This window comes from Microbacterium sp. MMO-56, from assembly GCF_037146215.1.
Lineage (GTDB): Bacteria > Actinomycetota > Actinomycetes > Actinomycetales > Microbacteriaceae > Microbacterium.
Map to the genome: position 1 here is coordinate 86580 of NZ_JBBCVW010000012.1, position 17697 is coordinate 104276.

At 70.5% G+C, this 17697-nt stretch carries 19 protein-coding genes and 1 pseudogene; 5 read left to right on the forward strand and 15 right to left on the reverse strand.

Annotated features, from left to right (window positions below):
• Positions 1-47: 47 nt before the first annotated feature.
• A pseudogene (locus WFI00_RS11745) lies at positions 48-1057 on the forward strand (isopenicillin N synthase family dioxygenase).
• A gap of 250 nt (positions 1058-1307) precedes the next feature.
• Here the strand turns inward: WFI00_RS11745 and rpsO are convergent.
• Positions 1308-1577 (reverse strand): 30S ribosomal protein S15, encoded by a 270-nt coding sequence (gene rpsO / locus WFI00_RS11750; RefSeq protein ID WP_005048780.1) that lies wholly within the window; start codon positions 1575-1577, stop codon positions 1308-1310.
• A gap of 152 nt (positions 1578-1729) precedes the next feature.
• Here rpsO and WFI00_RS11755 point away from each other — a divergent pair, with 152 nt between their 5' ends.
• Positions 1730-1951 (forward strand): DUF167 domain-containing protein, encoded by a 222-nt coding sequence (locus WFI00_RS11755; protein WP_336632498.1) that lies wholly within the window; start codon positions 1730-1732, stop codon positions 1949-1951.
• Positions 1948-3258: an MFS transporter gene (locus WFI00_RS11760; RefSeq protein WP_336632499.1), complete on the forward strand. Its 1311-nt coding sequence runs from the start codon at positions 1948-1950 to the stop codon at positions 3256-3258. Before WFI00_RS11755 ends, WFI00_RS11760 begins: the two co-directional genes overlap by 4 nt.
• A 72-nt stretch (positions 3259-3330) precedes the next feature.
• On the opposite strand, the gene WFI00_RS11765 is transcribed toward WFI00_RS11760, so the two are convergent.
• The 5 genes from WFI00_RS11765 to WFI00_RS11785 form a co-directional block, all read right to left on the reverse strand.
• Positions 3331-3891: a YceI family protein gene (locus tag WFI00_RS11765; protein WP_336632500.1), complete on the reverse strand. Its 561-nt coding sequence runs from the start codon at positions 3889-3891 to the stop codon at positions 3331-3333.
• 118 nt (positions 3892-4009) lie between these two features.
• Positions 4010-4741, reverse strand: coding sequence for an SDR family NAD(P)-dependent oxidoreductase (locus tag WFI00_RS11770; RefSeq protein WP_336632501.1), 732 nt, complete (start codon positions 4739-4741; stop codon positions 4010-4012).
• Positions 4738-6066, reverse strand: coding sequence for an MFS transporter (locus WFI00_RS11775; protein ID WP_336632502.1), 1329 nt, complete (start codon positions 6064-6066; stop codon positions 4738-4740). The genes WFI00_RS11770 and WFI00_RS11775 overlap by 4 nt, the downstream gene beginning before the upstream one ends.
• Positions 6063-6926, reverse strand: a complete 864-nt coding sequence (locus tag WFI00_RS11780; protein WP_336632503.1) for a sugar phosphate isomerase/epimerase family protein — start codon at positions 6924-6926, stop codon at positions 6063-6065. The genes WFI00_RS11775 and WFI00_RS11780 overlap by 4 nt, the downstream gene beginning before the upstream one ends.
• Before the next feature lie 83 nt (positions 6927-7009).
• Positions 7010-7477, reverse strand: a complete 468-nt coding sequence (locus tag WFI00_RS11785; RefSeq protein WP_336632504.1) for a MarR family winged helix-turn-helix transcriptional regulator — start codon at positions 7475-7477, stop codon at positions 7010-7012.
• Between the two features lie 114 nt (positions 7478-7591).
• Between WFI00_RS11785 and WFI00_RS11790 the strand changes: the two genes are divergently transcribed.
• Entirely contained in the window at positions 7592-8554 is a 963-nt protein-coding gene (locus WFI00_RS11790) for an aldo/keto reductase (RefSeq protein ID WP_336632505.1), read from the forward strand.
• A 39-nt stretch (positions 8555-8593) separates the two neighbouring features.
• Here WFI00_RS11790 and WFI00_RS11795 read toward each other — a convergent pair whose 3' ends face one another.
• Together WFI00_RS11795 and WFI00_RS11800 are read right to left on the reverse strand one after the other, a co-directional pair.
• The gene (locus WFI00_RS11795; RefSeq protein ID WP_336632506.1) at positions 8594-8962 is read right to left on the reverse strand and encodes an FKBP-type peptidyl-prolyl cis-trans isomerase; all 369 of its coding nucleotides are present in this window, start codon (positions 8960-8962) and stop codon (positions 8594-8596) included.
• Between the two features lie 199 nt (positions 8963-9161).
• A complete protein-coding gene (locus WFI00_RS11800; RefSeq protein ID WP_336632507.1) occupies positions 9162-10358 on the reverse strand; it encodes a PrsW family intramembrane metalloprotease in 1197 nt (398 codons plus the stop codon).
• Between the two features lie 101 nt (positions 10359-10459).
• On the opposite strand from WFI00_RS11800, the gene WFI00_RS11805 reads away from it, so the two are divergent.
• A complete protein-coding gene (locus WFI00_RS11805; protein WP_336632508.1) occupies positions 10460-11329 on the forward strand; it encodes a fumarylacetoacetate hydrolase family protein in 870 nt (289 codons plus the stop codon).
• A 56-nt stretch (positions 11330-11385) separates the two neighbouring features.
• Here WFI00_RS11805 and WFI00_RS11810 read toward each other — a convergent pair whose 3' ends face one another.
• The 7 genes from WFI00_RS11810 to WFI00_RS11840 form a co-directional block, all read right to left on the reverse strand.
• Positions 11386-11883 (reverse strand): DUF4190 domain-containing protein, encoded by a 498-nt coding sequence (locus WFI00_RS11810; protein ID WP_336632509.1) that lies wholly within the window; start codon positions 11881-11883, stop codon positions 11386-11388.
• Positions 11884-11971: 88 nt separating this feature from the next.
• Positions 11972-13429 carry an aspartate ammonia-lyase gene (locus tag WFI00_RS11815; RefSeq protein WP_336632510.1) on the reverse strand — a complete coding sequence of 486 codons (1458 nt, stop codon included), beginning with the start codon at positions 13427-13429 and terminating at the stop codon, positions 11972-11974.
• A 176-nt stretch (positions 13430-13605) separates the two neighbouring features.
• Positions 13606-14595 carry an aldo/keto reductase gene (locus WFI00_RS11820; protein ID WP_336632511.1) on the reverse strand — a complete coding sequence of 330 codons (990 nt, stop codon included), beginning with the start codon at positions 14593-14595 and terminating at the stop codon, positions 13606-13608.
• Positions 14592-14975 carry a MerR family transcriptional regulator gene (locus WFI00_RS11825; RefSeq protein WP_336632512.1) on the reverse strand — a complete coding sequence of 128 codons (384 nt, stop codon included), beginning with the start codon at positions 14973-14975 and terminating at the stop codon, positions 14592-14594. The genes WFI00_RS11820 and WFI00_RS11825 overlap by 4 nt, the downstream gene beginning before the upstream one ends.
• An 83-nt stretch (positions 14976-15058) precedes the next feature.
• Complete coding sequence (locus WFI00_RS11830) at positions 15059-15976, reverse strand: phosphodiesterase (protein ID WP_336632513.1); 918 nt, start codon at positions 15974-15976, stop codon at positions 15059-15061.
• A gap of 61 nt (positions 15977-16037) precedes the next feature.
• Positions 16038-16370: a peptidase gene (locus WFI00_RS11835; protein WP_336632514.1), complete on the reverse strand. Its 333-nt coding sequence runs from the start codon at positions 16368-16370 to the stop codon at positions 16038-16040.
• Positions 16367-17686 carry an inorganic phosphate transporter gene (locus WFI00_RS11840; protein WP_336632515.1) on the reverse strand — a complete coding sequence of 440 codons (1320 nt, stop codon included), beginning with the start codon at positions 17684-17686 and terminating at the stop codon, positions 16367-16369. The genes WFI00_RS11835 and WFI00_RS11840 overlap by 4 nt, the downstream gene beginning before the upstream one ends.
• Positions 17687-17697: the final 11 nt, after the last annotated feature.

A 17697-nucleotide genomic window follows, 5' to 3' on the forward strand; every position in this document is an offset into this window, starting at 1 on the left:
GCGCAACACACGAGACGGCGGCGACGGCCTCCGCCTAGCCTCGTCGCATGTCCGAGCTCACCCTTCCCGTCCTGGATCTGTCCGCCCTCGACCGCGGCCCCGAGGAGGCCGCCCGCTTCGCGCCGAGCTGCGCGCGGCGGCCCACGACGTCGGCTTCTTCTACCTCACCGGCACGGGCGTCACGGCCGAGCTCGAAGCGCGGCTGCACCGGACCGCGCGGGCGTTCTTCGACCTGCCCGAGGAGGACAAGCTCGCGATCGAGAACGTCCGCAGTCCGCACTTCCGCGGGTACACCCGCGTCGGCGGCGAGCGCACGCAGGGCCGGGTCGACTGGCGCGAGCAGATCGACATCGGACCCGAGCGCGACGCGATCGACGATCCGGATGCCCCCGACTTCGCCCGGCTCACCGGGCCCAACCTGTGGCCGTCGGCCCAGCCGGAGCTGCGTGAGGTCGCGACCGAATGGCAGGAGCATCTGGCGGGAGTCGCGCGCAAGCTCCTGCGCGCGTGGGCGGTCGCCCTCGGCGCACCCGAGTCCTACGTCGACGAGCACTTCGGCGAGCCCTCGACGCTGCTGAAGATCGTCCGCTACCCCGGGTCATCCGAACCCGAACCCCAGCAGGGCGTCGGCGCGCACAAGGATTCGGGCGTGGTCACCCTGCTGTGGGTCGAGCCCGGCAAGGGCGGCCTGCAGGTCGAGCGCGACGGGGCGTGGGTGGATGCCCCGCCGGTGAGCGGCGCGTTCGTCGTCAACATCGGCGAGATGCTCGAGTATGCGACGGGCGGGTACCTGATCGCCACGAACCACCGGGTCGTCTCGCCGCGGTTCCCCGAGGACCGCATCTCGGTGCCGTACTTCTTCAACCCGGCGCTGGATGCCCGGCTGCCGATCATCGACCTGCCCGCCGAGCTGGCCGCCGAGGCCCGCGGAGTCACCCAGGACCCGACGAACCCGATCCACTCCCTCTACGGCGAGAACGCCCTGAAGTCGCGCCTGCGCGCGCACCCCGACGTGGCCGAGCGCTGGCACGCCGACCTGCTGGCCGCCCGCCCCTGACCCGCCGCCGCCCGGCCTCCGCCGAGGCATCCGACTCCGAGGCATCCCTCGCCGGAAACAGGACATTCGGCGAGATCAGGACGTTCCACCCCACGATCGTCCTGCTCTCGCGAGATCGCCTGTTGCGGACGGCGACGACCCGGGCGGACGGGGACGACGCGGATGCCGCGGCGGAACGACGAGAGCCTCCCCACACCGTGGGGAGGCTCTCCAAGAATGTTCTGCGCGATTGAACGCTGGTGCGCGGTGCTTAGCGGCGCAGGCCCAGACGCTCGATGAGCGAACGGTAGCGGTTGATGTCGATGTCCTGCAGGTAACCCAGCAGGCGACGACGCTGACCGACGAGGAGGAACAGACCACGACGCGAGTGGTGGTCGTGCTTGTGCTCCTTCAGGTGCTCGGTGAGGTCCTTGATGCGCTGCGTCAGCATCGCGACCTGCACCTCGGGGGATCCGGTGTCACCGGGGTGCGTCGCGTACTCTTCGATGATCGCCTTCTTGACGTCTGCTTCCAGTGCCATAGGTGATCCCCTCTCTCCTTGTTGCGCGGCGCCCGACGCCTGATGCGTGGGCTCTCTTTATCCGCGGCCGATCCAACGGCAACCGGACGAGTCTACCAGTCCGGCGATGGCCGGGCGAACCCGGGCCCCTCCCGAGACCGTAGGCTCGACGGGTGAAGTACACCGTCCGTGTGAAGCCGGGCAGCCGCAAGGGCCCTCTCGTGGAGACGGATGCCGACGGGCTGATCGTCTTCGTCCGTGAACGCGCCGTCGACGGCGCCGCCAACGAGGCGGTCGTCCGCACGCTCGCGGACCACTTCGGGGTTCCGCGGCGGGGCGTCACGATCCTGCACGGCCACACCGGTCGCACCAAGCACGTCGAGGTCGCCGAGTGAGGCGGCGGATCGGCCGCGACAGCTTCCTGGACACGCGCCCGTTCACCACCTCGCCCGCCTTCACCCGGCTGTGGGTCGGCTCCACCCTCGCGGGCCTGGGGGGTCAGCTCACCATCGTCACGGTGATGCTGCAGATGTACGACCTGACCCAGGACACGTTCGCCGTCGCGATGATTGCCGTCGCGGGCCTCGTGCCGATGGTCCTGGCGGGACTGTACGGCGGGATGCTCGCTGACGCGTTCGACCGTCGCACGGTCGCCCTCGTGGCAGCCACGGTGACCTTCGCGTCGACGGTCGTCCTCGCCGCACTCGCGTGGTCCGGCGCGGAGACGGTGCTCTCGCTCTACCTGCTGAGCGTCGTCAACGCCGCCGCCAACTCCATCGTCATGGCGACCCGCTCCGCGATCGTCCCGCGACTGCTCGCGCGCGAGCTCCTTCCCGCCGCGGCGGCGCTGCAGGGGCTCACGGTCGGGATCATGGTCATGGCCGGCCCGGCGCTCGCGGGCGTCCTCGTCGCGGCCTTCGGCTACGCGTGGACGTACTCGATCGACGTGGCGCTCATGCTGTCACTCTTCCTGGGACTCGTGACGCTGCCGCGGATCCTGCCCGAGGGCGAGCTCTCCCGCCCCGGCCTGGAGTCGTTGCGCACCGGCATGGCGTTCCTGCGACGCGCCCCCAACATCCGGCTCCAGTTCGTGCTCGACATCGCGGCCATGACCTTCGGCAATCCGTTGGCGCTGTTCCCCGCGGTGGGCGCGGTCGTCCTCGGCGGCGGCCCGATCACGACCGGCGTCCTCACGGCGGCCGGCGCGCTCGGCGCGTTCCTCACGAGCATGTTCTCGGGGCCGATCGGCCGCTACCGCTGGCACGGCCGCGGCATCGAGCGCTCGATCGTGGCGTACGGCGGGTTCGTCGCGGGGTTCGGGCTGGTGCTGCTCGCGGCGTCGCTGCGGGCGTTCGCGCCCGAGACGATCGACTCCGCGCACGCGAACGTCCCCCTCCTCGTGGCTGCCGCGGTGCCGCTGACCCTCGCCGGGGGCGCCGACAACATCAGCGCGATCTATCGTTCGACGATGCTGCAGGCGGCGGTCCCGGATGCCATGCGCGGGCGGCTGCAGGGCATCTTCATCGTCGTGGTGACCGGCGGCCCGCGACTGGGCGCGCTCTACGTGGGGGTGCTGTCGACGTTCGCCGCGCTGTGGTGCCCTCCCCTGCTGGGCGGGCTGATCATCATCGGGCTCGTGGCGACGCTGTCGCGGCTCACGCCGCGTTTCCGCACGTACGACGCGGAGCACCCCGAGCCCTGACCCCCGAGGCCCCGACAGCGAGACGGGGCGGATGCCGCCGCAGCAGCATCCGCCCCGTCGGAGCCGGACCGGTCAGGCCTGGATCGAGCCCTGCAGGTCGAGCGTGATCGTCACGTCCTTGCCGACGAGCACGCCGCCGGTCTCGAGCGCCGCGTTCCACGTGAGGCCGAAGTCCTCGCGGTCGACGACGGTCTTCGCCGTGGCGCCGGCCTTGTAGTTGCCCCACGGGTCGGTGCCGAAGCCGCCGAACTCGACCGTGAAGGTCACGGGCTTGGTGATGCCGTGCATCGTCAGGTCGCCGTCCACCAGGAAGTCTCCGCCCTCGTAGCGGACGCCGGTGGAGACGAAGTCGATCGTCGGGTAGGTGGCGATGTCGAAGAAGTCGGCCGAGCGCAGGTGGTTGTCGCGGCCCTCGTCCTTCGTGTCGATCGAGGCCACGTCGACCGACGCGGTGACCTTCGCCTCGAGCGGGTTGGCGGGAGCCTCGATCGTGGCGCTCTTCAGGCCGAAGACGCCGCGCACCTTCGAGATCATCATGTGACGCAGCGAGAACGAGACCTCGCTGTGCGCGGGGTCGAGCACCCAGGTGCCGGCCTTGTAGCCGGGGATCTCGACAGTGGTGGTTTCGGTCATGTCATGTCCTTCAGAAGGGGGAATGGTCCGACGGGTGCAACACCCTCTCGCAGATTACATTCCCACGCATGCGCACGGGGTGGCCGCTCCCTCCTTTCGGCCGCACCCGTTCGCATCGTCATCGCCGGCCACCTGCGAGCGCCAGCGTGTAGCCGGTGAGGAAGCTGCAGTCCTCACTCAGGAGCCACAGAGCCGCAGACGCCACCTCGTCGGGGCGGATCAGTCGCCCGAGAGAGCTCTTGCCCACTCGATCGATGACGTAGTCCGCGGGCATCTGCGCGATGAAAGGACTGTCGACCATGCCCGGGGCGACCGCGTTCACGCGGACGCCGTGAGCCGCCCATTCCTTGCCCATCGCCTGCGTCAGGTTGTGCACTGCCGCCTTGGTCGCACTGTAGGCGCCGAAACCCTCGTTCGCGTCGATGCCGGTCATGGAGCCGACGTGGACCACCCTGCCGCGCCCGGCCTCGATCATCGCGGGCACGACCGCGCGCGTCGCTACGAGCACACCCCCGACGTTGACGTCCACGGTGCGCCGCCACTCCGTGTCATTCAGGTCGAGCAGCGGGGTCCGCGCCCCCACCACCCCGGCGCAGGTGACGAGCATCGTCGGGGCGCCGACCCGATCCCGCGTCCTGTGCAGTGCGGCGGCGACGGCGTCGGAATCCGTGAGATCGCAGACCGCGTCACCGGGTCCGAGCCTGCGGTCGGCAGCATCCCAGACGACGACGCGAGCGCCGCTCGACCGCAACCGCTCGACGATCGCTCCGCCGATCCCCCCGGCGCCTCCGGTCACGACCGCGACCTCACCGCTGAAGTCGTAGGCGACCCGGCGTAGCGTCCCGCTCATCCGGAGATGTCGGCGCTCTTGGTCTCGCGCGACAGGAGGACGCAGACCATCGACACCACGCAGACACCCACCATGTAGAGCACGACTCCGAGGACGTCCGTGCCGCCCGTCGCCGCGAACAGGCTCGTCGCGATGATGGGCGTCAGTCCCGAGCCCAGGGCCGCACCCAACTGGTAGCCGAGGGAAGCGCCGGTGTAGCGGCCCTGCGTGCCGAACTGCTCGCTGATGAACGCCCCCAGCGGCCCGTAGATCGGGCCGGCGAGAAGGGAACCGATCAGCCAGAATCCGAGCACGATGAGCACGGGGTGCCCCGTCTGCACCATGAGGAAGACAGGGCCGATCGCGATGATCGAACCGATGAAGCCGGCGAGGAGCATCGGCTTGCGACCGACGCGATCGCTCAGGTACGCGCAGAGCGGATACCAGACGAGGTTCGAGGCGTTGGCGATCGCGAGTGCGACGAGAGCGAGGCTCTTGTCGAAGCCCAGGCCGATCATGTACGTCTGCATGAAGGTGGCGCCGACGATGTAGACGGCGAGCGGACCTGCCGCCACGAGCGTCGTGAGGATGGCCGGGCGCCACTCGTGCCGGAGAACGTGCAGCAGCGGCGGGGATGTGATCGCCCCCTCGCGCTCGAGCGCTTCGACGAAGAGCGGCGACTCGCTCACACGCTTGCGCACCCACACGCCGACCAGAAGCAGCGCCGCGCTCAGCAGGAAGGGAATGCGCCACCCCCAGGCGAGGAAGTCCTCGTTCGGGAGCAGTCCGAACAGCGCAAGCATCAGCGACGCCAGCAGGGTTCCCGTCGGCGCACCGATCGTCACCGCCGCTCCGTACAGGGCGCGGCGGTTCTGGTCCGCGTGCTCGACCGCCATCAGCATGGCGCCGCCCCACTCCCCGCCGAGTGCGATGCCCTGCACGACGCGGAGCACGATCAGGAGCACAGGGGCGAGCCACCCGATCAGATCGGGAGTCGGGATGAGGCCGATGAGCGTGGACGCCAGCCCCATCATGATCATCGTGATCATGAGCATCTTCTTGCGACCGTATCGGTCGCCGAAGTGCCCGAAGATGAGACCGCCGAGCGGGCGCGCGATGTATCCCGCCGCGAACGTGCCGAACGACGCGATCGTCGCCACCAGCGGCGGCAGGTCCGTGAAGAACACGGGGCCGAAGACGATGGCCGCCGCCGTCCCGTAGAGGAGGAAGTCGTAGAACTCGATCGCGCTGCCCAGATACCCGGAGAGGAGGACGCGACGCACCTCCTTCTGATCCGGTGTGGGCCTCTGGACCGCGGTCTTCACGACCGGCTCTCTGCTGTTCACGATGCACTCTCCTTCGAGTCGATGGGGGAACGCGTGACGGGCCGAAGCGCCGCGGCGGCCGCCGCGTGCGCGAGTCGCAGATACTCGGATGCTCCGACGCCGCGGACACGTGGGCTGCGTGGCGCCTCGACGAGCGGCACGATGTCGTCGGGCAGCGCTGCGCGGAGGCCGAGGACGTCGTTCTCGCCCTCGCCGGGCAGGAGGCGACCGTCCAGCGCCTCCCAGCGCAGGGCGTTCGGCTCCGTCTTCCCCTCCTCGATGTGTCGCGCGTGCATCTCGGCGAGATCCATGACCCCGTTGATCTGGAAGGTGACGGGCAGGCCGGCCGTGAGCTCGGCCACTTCCCGCGCCGTGACCCCCATGCGATGCATGTGCAGCGCGTCGATCATGATCCCTGCCCCGGGTGCGGAACGCACGATCTCCGCGACACGAGGCAGTGACCCGGTCGGCAGGTAGGTGATGGGCTCGAGCCGAGGCGAGATCCCCCGCGGAAGGGCCAGATCGCACAGTCGCGCCAGCCCCTCACGCACCGAACGCTCGTCCGGGCTCTTCGCGATCACGCTGATGCTGGGCGAGCCGAGGCGTTGCGCGACGGCGAGCCCGGACGTGATCCGAGCGATATCCATGTCCGCGGAGACGTCGACGATGTCCACGGCGAGGACGGCCAGACCGGTGTCGGCCAACGCGTCGAGCACATCCTCCAGGTTCGCATCCGTCACCGACGTCGACCCGGGGTTCGACCCCTCCGGCTGGACGGTGCGCAGGCTCACGTGGCCGAAGCCGGCCGCGTGTGCGGCACGGATGAAGTCCACCGGGTCGAGGTCGGGGACCGTGAACGGATCGATTCCCAGCTCAGTCATCGCATCTCCTCATCGAGACGGGCGTTCTCCGCCGTCAGAGGTAGACGCTAGTTGCAATCATTGCAGATTGCAACGATCAGTTTTCACTCCTGGAAGGCCGCCGCCGTGCGCAGGTCGCCGAGCAGACGATCGCGTTCGGCGGACGTCAGGTGGCCGAGTGCGAGGTCTTCCGCCGCGCGTGTCGCCGCGCGGGCGAGCGCGAAGACACGCTTCCCCTCCGGTGTCGGCTCGATCGTCTTCGTGCGTCGGTCGAATCCGCTGGGGGCGCGCCGCACGAGACCGCGCTTCTCCAGGTCATCGACGAGACTGACCACCCTGCTGGGATCCAGCGAGAGGAAGTCGGCGCACTCTCTCTGCGTCGGCGACTCTCCGCTGCAGGCGAGCGCGAGCAGCGAGTACGACCGCACGTTCAGGTCGTAGGGAGCGATGCTCCGCCCGCCCAACGCACTCGTTCGAGCGGACACGCGGGCGAGCAGGAAGGCGACATCGTCGCCGAGCTCGGTCGCCATCAGTCGCGGCTGCACCGCGCCGTCCGCCTTCACCTCGACCATGAGTCCACCCTACTGAGCGCTCTGGAGGACCGCCGTAGCGCATAGTTGCGATCTGCACTTATTGACATTCGCCACTAAGTGATGCTCTGCTGGGGACAGCGCGAAGGAGGGCTCATGGTCGCCACGGACGAGGTCGTCGATCCCGCGGATCGGCGAGCGCTGGGCCGGACGGGGATCCGGGTGAGTGCGCTCTGCGCGGGAACGGCGGGATGGAGCAGCGTCGCCGGATTCCGACCGCGGGCGCCCTCGATGGACGAGACGCGCGCCGCCGCCCGGCGACTCCTCTCGGGACCCATCCGTTTCGCAGACACGTCCAACAACTACGGCGGCGGCGAGAGCGAGAAGCGATGGGGACGCATCATTCGCGAACACGGTGGGCTGCCCGATGACTTCGTCCTGCAGACGAAGCTCGATCGCGACGCGCTGAGCGACGACTTCTCCGGTGCTCGCGTCCGACGCTCACTCGAGGAGAGCATGATGCGCCTCGGTGTGGACACGCTTCCGATCGTCTACCTCCACGATCCGGAGCACACGACCTGGGACGAGGCCGTCTCTCCCGGAGGGCCCGTGGAGGAGATGCGGGCGATGCGCGCCGAGGGACTCGTCGGCGCCCTCGGCGTCGCGGGCGGACCCATCGACCTGCTGATGCGATACGTGGATCTGGGCATCTTCGACGCCGTCATCACCCACAATCGGTACACGCTCGTCGACCGCTCCGCCGAACCTCTGCTCCGCCACGCGCACGCGGCGGGTGTGTCCGTCCTGAATGGGGCTCCGTACGGCGGCGGGATCCTCGCGGCGCATCCCCGGACGACGGACGTCTATCGGTACGAGCGGGCCGCGCCGGAGCTCCTCGAGGCCGTGGACGATATGGGTCGCGCGCTCTCGCGCCGCGGCATCCCGCTCGGAGCGGCCGCCCTGCAGTTCAGCCTGCGCGAACCGCTGATCACGTCGACGATCTTCGGCGCACCCTTCGCGGACCACATCGACGCGGCGCTCGACCTCGCGCGCTTTCCGATTCCAGCCGATGCGTGGACGGAGATGGACGACATCGCGCGGACGCACGGTCTGCTCTGAGACCCGGGCCGGCCTCGGACGGCCGGTCCGGGCCGGCTGTCAGCCGACGGCGAGCAGATCGATGATGAAGATGAGGGTCTTCCCGCCGAGGAAGTGACCGCCCGCGGGGCCGTACGCCAGGTGCGGCGGGATGACCAGCTCGCGGCGTCCGCCGACCTTCATGCCCGGGATGCCGTCCTGCCAGCCCTGGATCAGGCCGCGCAGCGGGAACTGGATGGACTCGCCGCGGCCCCACGACGAGTCGAACTCCTCGCCGGACTCGTACTCCACGCCGGCGTAGTGGACGGTGACGGTGTCGCCGGGCTTGGCCTCGGCCCCGTCGCCGACGATGATGTCGCGGATGACGAGCTCCTGCGGCGCGGGGCCGGTGGGGGCGTCGAACTCGGGCTTGGTGCGCTCTTCAGTCATGGCACCCATCCAAGCACGGATGCCCGGACGCCTGGGCGTCGCCGGAGGTATGTTCAGCGACCGTTCCGCGCGAGCTCGGCCCCTGAGGAGGGCCCGGGTCCGAACAAAGACTCAGCGCCCGGTGCCGCGGCGATGCCTGCGTGTCTCCCGAGCGCTGAGTTGGTCTCTGCCCCATTCTGGCAACAGGCGCGAAGGGGTGTCAAGGCACCGTGCGGACCGCTGGGGAAAGGAGCGCGGCACGGGCCGCGGTCGCTCGGGCCAGGTAGAACTGCTCCTCGTGCGTGGAGCGCGGGTCGCGCCCCGTGCGGGTGCGCTGGCGCGCTGCGGCGAGCGCGGTCGCCTCCCGGATGAACGCCCGCATCTGGCCCGCGCGGCCTCCCGGCAGGGTGCGCGCCCACGCGAGGGCGCGACGGCGCCCTCCCGGGGTGGCGAGCGCATCGACCTCGACGGGTGTGAACCAGCCGGCGGCGGCGTACTCGCCGAGCCGCGCGCGTGTCAGCCGCGCCTCCTCCCGGCGCAGCAGGATCACGCCGAAGACGAACGCGAGGAACAGCGGGATCTGAAGGGTGGCGTAGAGGTGGAAGAAGTCGGCGAACAGCGCCGACCCGTTCCACAGCGCGTGCAGCGCGACCGCGCCCACCATCCCCGCGAGCCCGAGGGCGGCGGCGCGCCCGACGCTCGCACCGGCTCGCGCCGCGCACCCGATCGCGTAGCCGGTCACGGCGGTGAACATCACGTGGGCGAAGGGCGAGAGGATGCCGCGGAGCACGAAGGTGAAGGCGGTCTCGGCCGGACCGCCTTCGATCAGGCTCGTGGCGAAGTAGAGGATGTTCTCCGTGAAGGCGAAGCCCGCGGCCACGAGGGCGCCGTACACGATGCCGTCCAGGGGCCCGTCGAAAGCACGCCGGCCGAACACGAAGACGAGGAAGACCCCGAGGCCCTTGGCGAACTCCTCGACGAGGGGCGCCTGCACGACGGACGAGAGCGCCTCGCGCGTCCCGTCGCCCGGCGCGGCCGGGAACGCGATCCCGAGCAGCACGTCGACGCCCAGCGCGATCACGACGGCCGCCACGGCTCCCCAGGCCACGGCGAACAGGACGAGGGAGAAGGGCTCGGGCTCCCACCGGTCCACGATCCGCACCGCCCACAGGACCCCCGCCAGCGGCACGAGTGCGAGGACCATCCCGACGACGGGTGCGACCACGCCGAGGAAGGTGACGAGGTACGCGACGACGGCGACCAGAAGCAGGAACAGCACCGCGAAGATCCACACGGGTGCGCTGCGGCCCTGTCGCAGCGCACCCGAGACGGCCAGAGGCACGGGTGCGGCCGGAGCCGGCGGGACGGGTGCCGGGACGGCGTGCGCGGGCGGGGTGAGCGGCGGCAGGGAGGGCACGGCCCTCAGCCTATGGGCTGCGGGAGCGGGCGCGTCGTGACGGTCGGTGTCCGAAACGACCGCAACGAGAGCGGGGCCACCGGGGACGGTAGCCTGAACAAATGCGCTTCGCCAACGTCCGTCGTCCCGGATCCTCCGAGCTCGTCTTCGTGGTGGTGGAGTCGGAGACCGCGTGGCCTGTGGCGGAGCTCTTCCCCGCGGCCCCGGCGAGCCTGCAGGAGCTCATCGCCGGCGGCGACGAACTGCTGGAGCGCGTGCGCACGGCCCGCGCCGCATCGACCGCGCCCGGTATCCCGCTGTCCGGCCTCTCCTTCGGTCCCGCCGTGGACGCGCCCCCGATCGTGCTCGCGGTGGGCTTGAACTACGCCGCGCACTCCAGCGAGCTGGGGCTCAAGGCGGACGCCGCCCCGACCGTGTTCGTCCTCTGGCCGAACTCGCTCTCCGGCCACGAGGACACGACGTCGTGGCCGCGCACCCTGAGCGAGTCGGTCGACTACGAGGCGGAGCTCGGCGTCGTCATCGGCCGCGCGGGGAAGGACGTCCCGGCGTCCGAGGCGCTCTCGCACGTCTGGGGCTACACCGTCGTCAACGACATCACGGCGCGTGACATCCAGTTCTCCGAAGCACAGTGGTCGCGCTGCAAGTCGTTCGACGGGTTCACGCCCAACGGACCGTTCGTCGTCACCGCGGACGAGATCCCCGACCCGCAGGCCCTCCACATCTGGGCCGTCGTGGACGGGCAGACCGTCCAGGACGCCTCCACCGGGCAGATGATCCGCCCGGTGTCGGCGCTCGTGTCCCACCTGTCGACGTCGGCGACGCTCCTGCCCGGCACGCTGATCTCGACCGGCAGCCCCGGCGGCGCCGGCTATTCGCGCGATCCGCAGATCTTCCTCCGCGACCGCTCCACGGTGACGGTCGGAGTCGACGGCATCGGCGCACTCACCACGCACTGCCGCATTCTGGACTGACGAACGACGAAGGCGCGACCCCCGATCGGGATCGCGCCTTCGCGGGCAGTGTCCGCTCAGCGGCCGGACTGCTCCAGGATCTCCTGGCAGGACATCGTCACGCCCTGGTAGACGACCGAGCCGGACGGGTCGTCGAGGCACGCGTTGACCTGGTCGACGAGGCTCGCCCCCGTCGTGGCGAACCAGCTGATCACGAGGATCGTGATGATGATGCCGGCCACGAACAGCACGGCGCCGACGATGATGGCGGCGATCGCGGGACCGTTCTTGTGCCCGGCCTTCTTGCTCTGGACGAGCGCGACGATGCCGAGGATCAGGCCGATGACGTTGAAGAAGATCGCGACGACGAGCGCCACGATGCCCAGCGTCTTCCCGGGTACGGTGCCCGTCGGCGCCCCGCCCTGGTAGGCGGGTGCCGAGGAGTAGGCCGGAGCGCTGTACGCGGACGGGTCGGATGCCGCAGGGGGCGGCGTGGTGGTGTACTCGCCGTAGGCAGGCGGCGCGGGCGGCGTCGGCTGCTGCGGGTTCTGCGCAGGCGTGTTGGGGTCGGTCATGTCGGCCTCCTCGGATGCGGGATCGCGCCGGACGCTCCGGCCTTCCGACGCTAGCGTGCCGCGAGCGCGAGGGCCAGCGGCCCCGCCGTCAACCCTCGACGAGGTTCTCGGCCGGCTGCACGATCGGAATCGCCTGGGTGACGGCTTCGAGACCGGACAGTCGAGCCGGCGACAGCTGCTTGTCGACCTCGTCGCGCGACATCAGTCCCGCCTCGACGACGAGGTCGCCGACGTTGCGGTGCGTGAGCAGCGCGGTCTTGGCCAGCGCGGCCGAGGCCGCGTAGCCGAGGAACGGTGTGAGGGCGGTGACGACGCCGACCGAGGACCCCACCATCGCCCCGAGCCGCTCGCGGTTCGCGGTGATGCCGTCCACGCAGTTGATGCGGAAGGTCCGCATCGCGCGGCGCATCCACGTGATCGACTGGAAGATCGAGTGCGCGATGATCGGCTCGAAGGCGTTGAGCTGCAGCTGACCGGCCTCGCTCGCCATCGTGACGGTGAGGTCGGCGCCGGCGACGGAGAAGGCGACCTGGTTGACGACCTCGGGGATCACCGGGTTGACCTTGCCGGGCATGATGCTCGACCCCGCCTGCCGGGCCGGGAGGTTGATCTCGCCGAGCCCCGCCTGCGGGCCGCTGGAGAGCAGGCGCAGGTCGTTGGCGATCTTGGACAGCTTCATCGCGTTGCGCTTGAGGGTCGAGGAGAAGGACATGAACGATCCGGTGTCGCTCGTCGCCTCGACCAGATCGTCGGCCGTCGCGAGGTCGAGCCCGGTGATCTCCCGCAGGTGGCGCAGCACGGCCGGCGAGTAGGCGGGATGCGTCGTGATGCCGGTGCCGATCGCGGTCGCGCCCATGTTGATCTCGAACAGCAGCGACGCGTTCTCGGTGAGTCGCTGGTGGTCGTATCCGAGGGTCGTCGCGAACCCGTGGAACTCCTGGCCGAGGGTCATCGGCACGGCGTCCTGCAGCTGCGTCCGCCCGATCTTCAGGACGTCGTGGAACTCGACCGCCTTGGCCAGGAACGAGCGCCGCAGGAGGTCCAGCTCCTCGAGCAGCGTGTGCAGGTCGAGGCTCAGCCCGATCTTGACGGCGGTCGGATAGACGTCGTTGGTCGACTGCGAGCGGTTCGTGTGGTCGATGGGCGAGAGGTACGTGTACTCGCCCTTCCGGCGCCCCGCCATCTCGAGGGCGATGTTGGTGATGACCTCGTTCGCGTTCATGTTCGTCGAGGTGCCCGCGCCGCCCTGGACGACGCCGACGACGAACTGATCGTGGAACTCTCCGTCGATGACCCGCTGCGCCGCCCGGTCGATCAGATCGGCGCGCTCCGGGTCGAGCACCCCGATCTCGAGGTTCGCCCGGGCGGAGGCCTGCTTGACCATCGCCAGACCCTTCACGAGGTCGCGATAGACGGAGATCGGCCGCATGGAGATCGGGAAGTTCTCGAGGGCGCGCGCCGTATGGATGCCCCAGTAGGCGTCGGCGGGGATCTCGAGGGATCCCAGGGAGTCGGTCTCGGTGCGCGTCGTTGCGTCCAGTGCCATGAGTGCAGTTCCTTGTGGGTCTCGTCGCCTCGGGTGGTCGCGAACGAGCCTACCCGCGGCCGACGGCACCCCGGCTGTACACCGCGTACGACACACACGACGACGCCCTCCACGGCGGACACGAGGTCCATCGCGGAGGGCGTCGGGGACAGCGGGCGCGGCAGGACGGCGGTGTGTCAGCGGTCGATCGAGGACATGTCCGCGTAGCGGTCCCCCACGGGCGCGGCGACCTCGTCGAGGGCGGCCAGCTGGGCGGCGCTCAGCACGAGGTCGGTCGCCCCGATGTTCTCCTCGACACGGCCGAGCCTGCGCGTCCCCGGGATGGGGACGAGGTGCTCGCTCTGGGCGAGCAGCCAGGCGAGGGCGACCTGTGCCGGTGTGCCGCCGGCATCCGCGGCGACCCGCTCGACCGACTCGACGATCGCGAGGTTCGCCTCGAGCGCACCGTCGGCGAAGCGCGGGTTGTCCCGACGGAAGTCGGTCTCATCCAGCACGTCGAGCGATCGGATGGCGCCCGTGAGGAAGCCGCGCCCGAGGGGCGAGTAGGGGACGAACCCGATCCCGAGCTCACGGAGCACGGGGAGCACCTCCGCCTCCGGGTCCCGCGTCCAGAGGGAGTACTCGCTCTGGACCGCGGTGACCGGGTGCACGGCGTGTGCCCGGCGGATCGTCTCCGCGGAGGCCTCGGACAGGCCGTAGCCGCGGATCTTGCCCTCCGCGACGAGTTCGGCCAGGGCGCCGACGGTCTCCTCGATGGGCGTGGCGGGGTCCATCCGGTGCTGGTAGTAGAGGTCGATGCGGTCGGTCTGCAGACGGCGCAGCGATCCCTCGACCGCGAGACGGATGTTGGCGGGGCTGCCGTCCATGCCGCGCACGCCGCCGTCCGCGTGCCGGAGCAGTCCGAACTTCGTCGCGATGACGGCCTCGTCCCGCCGCCCCGACTCGGCGAGCGTCCGGCCGAGCAGCTCCTCGTTCGTGTACGGCCCGTACACCTCGGCGGTGTCGAGCAGCGTCACCCCTCGGTCGAGGGCGCCGAGGATGGTCCGGGCGCCGTCCGCGTCGTCCTGCCCGGCGCCGGTGTAGAACGCGCTGATGCCCATGAGCCCGAGGCCCATGCGGCCGACGGTGAGGGCTGCGGAGCCCGATCCGAGTGTGGTGGTGTTCATGAGGGGGAGATCTCCTTGTCGTAGATGTCGATCTTGAGGTCGATGGCCCGAAGGCTCGCCGTCACCTCCGCGAGCTGGGCGCGGACCCGCTCCCGGTGCGCGACGAGCAGGTCGCGCCGCTCGGGGATCGTGGACTCCCCCAGCCGGGCGAGTTCGGTGTAGCGGCGGATGCCGGCGATGGGCATGCCGGTCGAGCGCAGCTTCGCGAGGAAGCGCACCCATCCGAGGTCGGCGTCGGTGTAGCGGCGGTGCGACGACGAGGCCCGGTCGACGGGGGTGAGCATCAGTCCCGCCCGCTCGTAGTAGCGCAGCGTGTGGGTCGAGACGCCCGTGGCCGCCGCGGCCTCGGCGATGGAGACGCCGTCGTGGAGGAGGGTCATGCCCCCACGGTAGAACTTCGAGCGCGCTCTCAGTCAAGGCGGGGCGGATGCCCGGTCGGACGGTCGATCTCCGCCGCCCGCCGTCACCGCTTCCGCGAGAACGCGTCGAGGCGCTCCTCGGGCGTGAGCTCGGCCATCCGGCGGGTCCACTCGGGCGTGAACACGTCGGCGGTCTCCTCTTCCCCCACCGGGACGACCGCGTGCGTGATCGTGTCCGGGTAGACGTGGACGAGGTGGAACGACTGCCCGCCGTCCATCCCGTTAACCTCCTGCGGCGGGCGCTGCAGGTTCATCGTGTAGCACGTGGCGGAGGCGACGCTCACCGGAACGCCGGCGAACGTGCCCGACGTGGAGTAGTGCAGATGGCCGGCCAGGATCGCGCGCACGTCCGTGCCCGCGATCGCCGCGGCGAAGGCGTCCTGATGGCGCAGCTCGAGGATGTCGAAGAACGGGATGTGACTGGGCAGCGGCGGATGGTGCAGCGCGAGGATCGTGCCGAGCGGGGCCGGCTCGGACAGGACGCCCCGCAGCCAGGCGAGCTGCTCCTCGTCGAGGTCGCCGTGGTGCCACCCCGGGACGCTGGAGTCGAGCGCGACGAGGCGGAGCCCGCCGAGATCCCAGACCCCGGTCACCGGCTCCAGCGAGGCCGGCTCGTCGAGGAGGCCCGCGCGGAGCGCGGGGCGTTCGTCGTGGTTGCCCGCGACCCAGACGACCGGTGCGCCCAGCCGCTCGGCGACGGGTTCGACCGTGGCACGCAGGGCCGCGTACGCCTCCGGCTCGCCCAGGTCGGTGAGGTCACCCGTGAAGACGATCGCGTCGGGGCGGACGCCGGTGCGCTCCACCGCGGCGAGCGCACCGTCCAGGCGCGCTGCGGTGTCGTAGCGCCCGCCGAGCGGACGGTTGCCCGCGAGCAGGTGCGTGTCGCTCACGTGCACGATCGTGCGGAGCGCGGGCGGGTGGATGCCGAACTGCGGCCGGGGCTCGGGCGACGGGGACGTCATGGGTCGAGCCTACGCGGGGCACCCGACGCCGGCCGCTGCCCGGCCAGCCGGTGAAGCGCCGTCAGCGCACGACGATCAGCAGCAGTCCGCCGAGCACGGCGAGCCCGCACAGGGCGAACGAACCGTACGCGGCCGCCAGGGCGAGGCGCTTCTGTCCTTCGGTGAGCGGGCTCTTCCGGGCCGCCTTCTCGGCCGCCTTGGCCGCGCGACGGATCTGCTTCTCGGTGACGACCGTGATCGCGTCCGTGAACTCGGCCGGGGCCACCACCGGCGCACGGCCGGCGCGCACCAGCATCCGCAGGCCGATCGCGTAGAACCCGACCACGAGCACCGCCCCGGCGAGCGCGGCCGCGAACACCTGCACGAAGGCGAGCCAGTCGATCTGGACGGTCATCGCGGCCCACCCTTCCGCTCGGAGCGGCGATCCTCCGCCACCCGGCGCGCCTCGGCCTTCGCCTGCTTCTTGCGCTCGGCCTTGCGGCGGGTCTCCTCCTCGGCCGCGCGGCGCGCCTGCTCGCGCAGGACGGCACGCTGGCGGCGGGTGGGCGGCGGGTTCCGCGTGACTTTGACCGCCAGTCCCGAATCGGCGACCTCGCTCATCGCGTTCGACGAGTCGACGTGGCTGCGGCGCGAGCGCAGGAACAGCGCGACGATGATCGCGACGGCGAGGATCGCGTCGACGAGGATGCCCCATTGCCCGAACCAGACGACCACGAGGGCGGCGGCCGCGCCGACGGCGGCGGAGGCGGGAAGCGTCAGGATCCAGCCGATCGCGATGCGCCCCACGGTCCGCCAGCGCACGGTGGAGCCGCGGCGTCCGAGGCCCGAGCCGATGACCGATCCCGAGGCGACCTGGGTGGTCGAGAGGGCGAAGCCGAGGGCGCTGGAGGCGAGGATGGTCGCCGCCGTCGAGGTCTCGGCCGAGAAGCCCTGGGCGGGCTTCACGTCGGTGAGCCCCTTGCCCAGGGTGCGGATGATCCGCCAGCCGCCCATGTAGGTTCCGAGCGCGATCGTGAAGGCGCACGCGAAGATGACCCACGTCTGCGGGTCGGCGTGCTCGGAGTTCTGCCAGCCCGCCATGATCAGCGCGAGGGTGATGACGCCCATCGTCTTCTGCGCGTCGTTGGTGCCGTGCGCGAGCGCCACGAGCGACGAGGTGAAGATCTGGCCCCAGCGGAAGCCGTCGCGTCCGTCCGGCTTGGCGTCGTAGCGACGCGTGAGGGCGTACGCCAGGCGCGTCACCGCGAAGGCGATCACTCCGGCCGTGAACGGCGCGATGAGCGCGGGCAGCACCACCTTGCTGAGCACCATGCCGAAGTCGATCGCCTGCAGGCTCGCCCCGACGAGCGTCGCGCCGATGAGGCCGCCGAACAGGGCGTGCGACGAGCTCGAGGGCAGCCCCAGCAGCCAGGTGAGCATGTTCCAGGTGATCGCGCCGATGAGACCGGCGAAGATGATCGGCAGGAAGTCGATCGGGGTGATCTGGTCCTCGCGGATGATCCCGTGGGAGATCGTCTTCGAGACCTCCGTCGAGAGGAAGGCCCCCACGAGATTGAGGCCCGCCGCGAGCATGACGGCGACCTTCGGCTTCAGCGCCCCCGTCGCGATGGGCGTGGCCATCGCGTTGGCGGTGTCGTGGAAGCCGTTGGTGAAGTCGAAGAAGAGCGCGAGCGCGATCACCAGAACGACGATGAGGGCAGCGGTTTCCACGGGTCGCTTTC

Coding starts and splice junctions, on each gene's coding strand:
- rpsO (WP_005048780.1), bottom strand. CDS start 1,577: ATGGCACTGGAAGCAGACGTCAAGAAGGCGATCATCGAAGAGTACGCG.
- WFI00_RS11790 (WP_336632505.1), top strand. CDS start 7,592: ATGGTCGCCACGGACGAGGTCGTCGATCCCGCGGATCGGCGAGCGCTG.
- WFI00_RS11805 (WP_336632508.1), top strand. CDS start 10,460: ATGCGCTTCGCCAACGTCCGTCGTCCCGGATCCTCCGAGCTCGTCTTC.
- WFI00_RS11815 (WP_336632510.1), bottom strand. CDS start 13,429: ATGGCACTGGACGCAACGACGCGCACCGAGACCGACTCCCTGGGATCC.
- WFI00_RS11830 (WP_336632513.1), bottom strand. CDS start 15,976: ATGACGTCCCCGTCGCCCGAGCCCCGGCCGCAGTTCGGCATCCACCCG.
- WFI00_RS11770 (WP_336632501.1), bottom strand. CDS start 4,741: ATGAGCGGGACGCTACGCCGGGTCGCCTACGACTTCAGCGGTGAGGTC.
- WFI00_RS11765 (WP_336632500.1), bottom strand. CDS start 3,891: ATGACCGAAACCACCACTGTCGAGATCCCCGGCTACAAGGCCGGCACC.
- WFI00_RS11795 (WP_336632506.1), bottom strand. CDS start 8,962: ATGACTGAAGAGCGCACCAAGCCCGAGTTCGACGCCCCCACCGGCCCC.
- WFI00_RS11780 (WP_336632503.1), bottom strand. CDS start 6,926: ATGACTGAGCTGGGAATCGATCCGTTCACGGTCCCCGACCTCGACCCG.
- WFI00_RS11785 (WP_336632504.1), bottom strand. CDS start 7,477: ATGGTCGAGGTGAAGGCGGACGGCGCGGTGCAGCCGCGACTGATGGCG.
- WFI00_RS11835 (WP_336632514.1), bottom strand. CDS start 16,370: ATGACCGTCCAGATCGACTGGCTCGCCTTCGTGCAGGTGTTCGCGGCC.
- WFI00_RS11825 (WP_336632512.1), bottom strand. CDS start 14,975: ATGACCCTCCTCCACGACGGCGTCTCCATCGCCGAGGCCGCGGCGGCC.
- WFI00_RS11810 (WP_336632509.1), bottom strand. CDS start 11,883: ATGACCGACCCCAACACGCCTGCGCAGAACCCGCAGCAGCCGACGCCG.
- WFI00_RS11820 (WP_336632511.1), bottom strand. CDS start 14,595: ATGAACACCACCACACTCGGATCGGGCTCCGCAGCCCTCACCGTCGGC.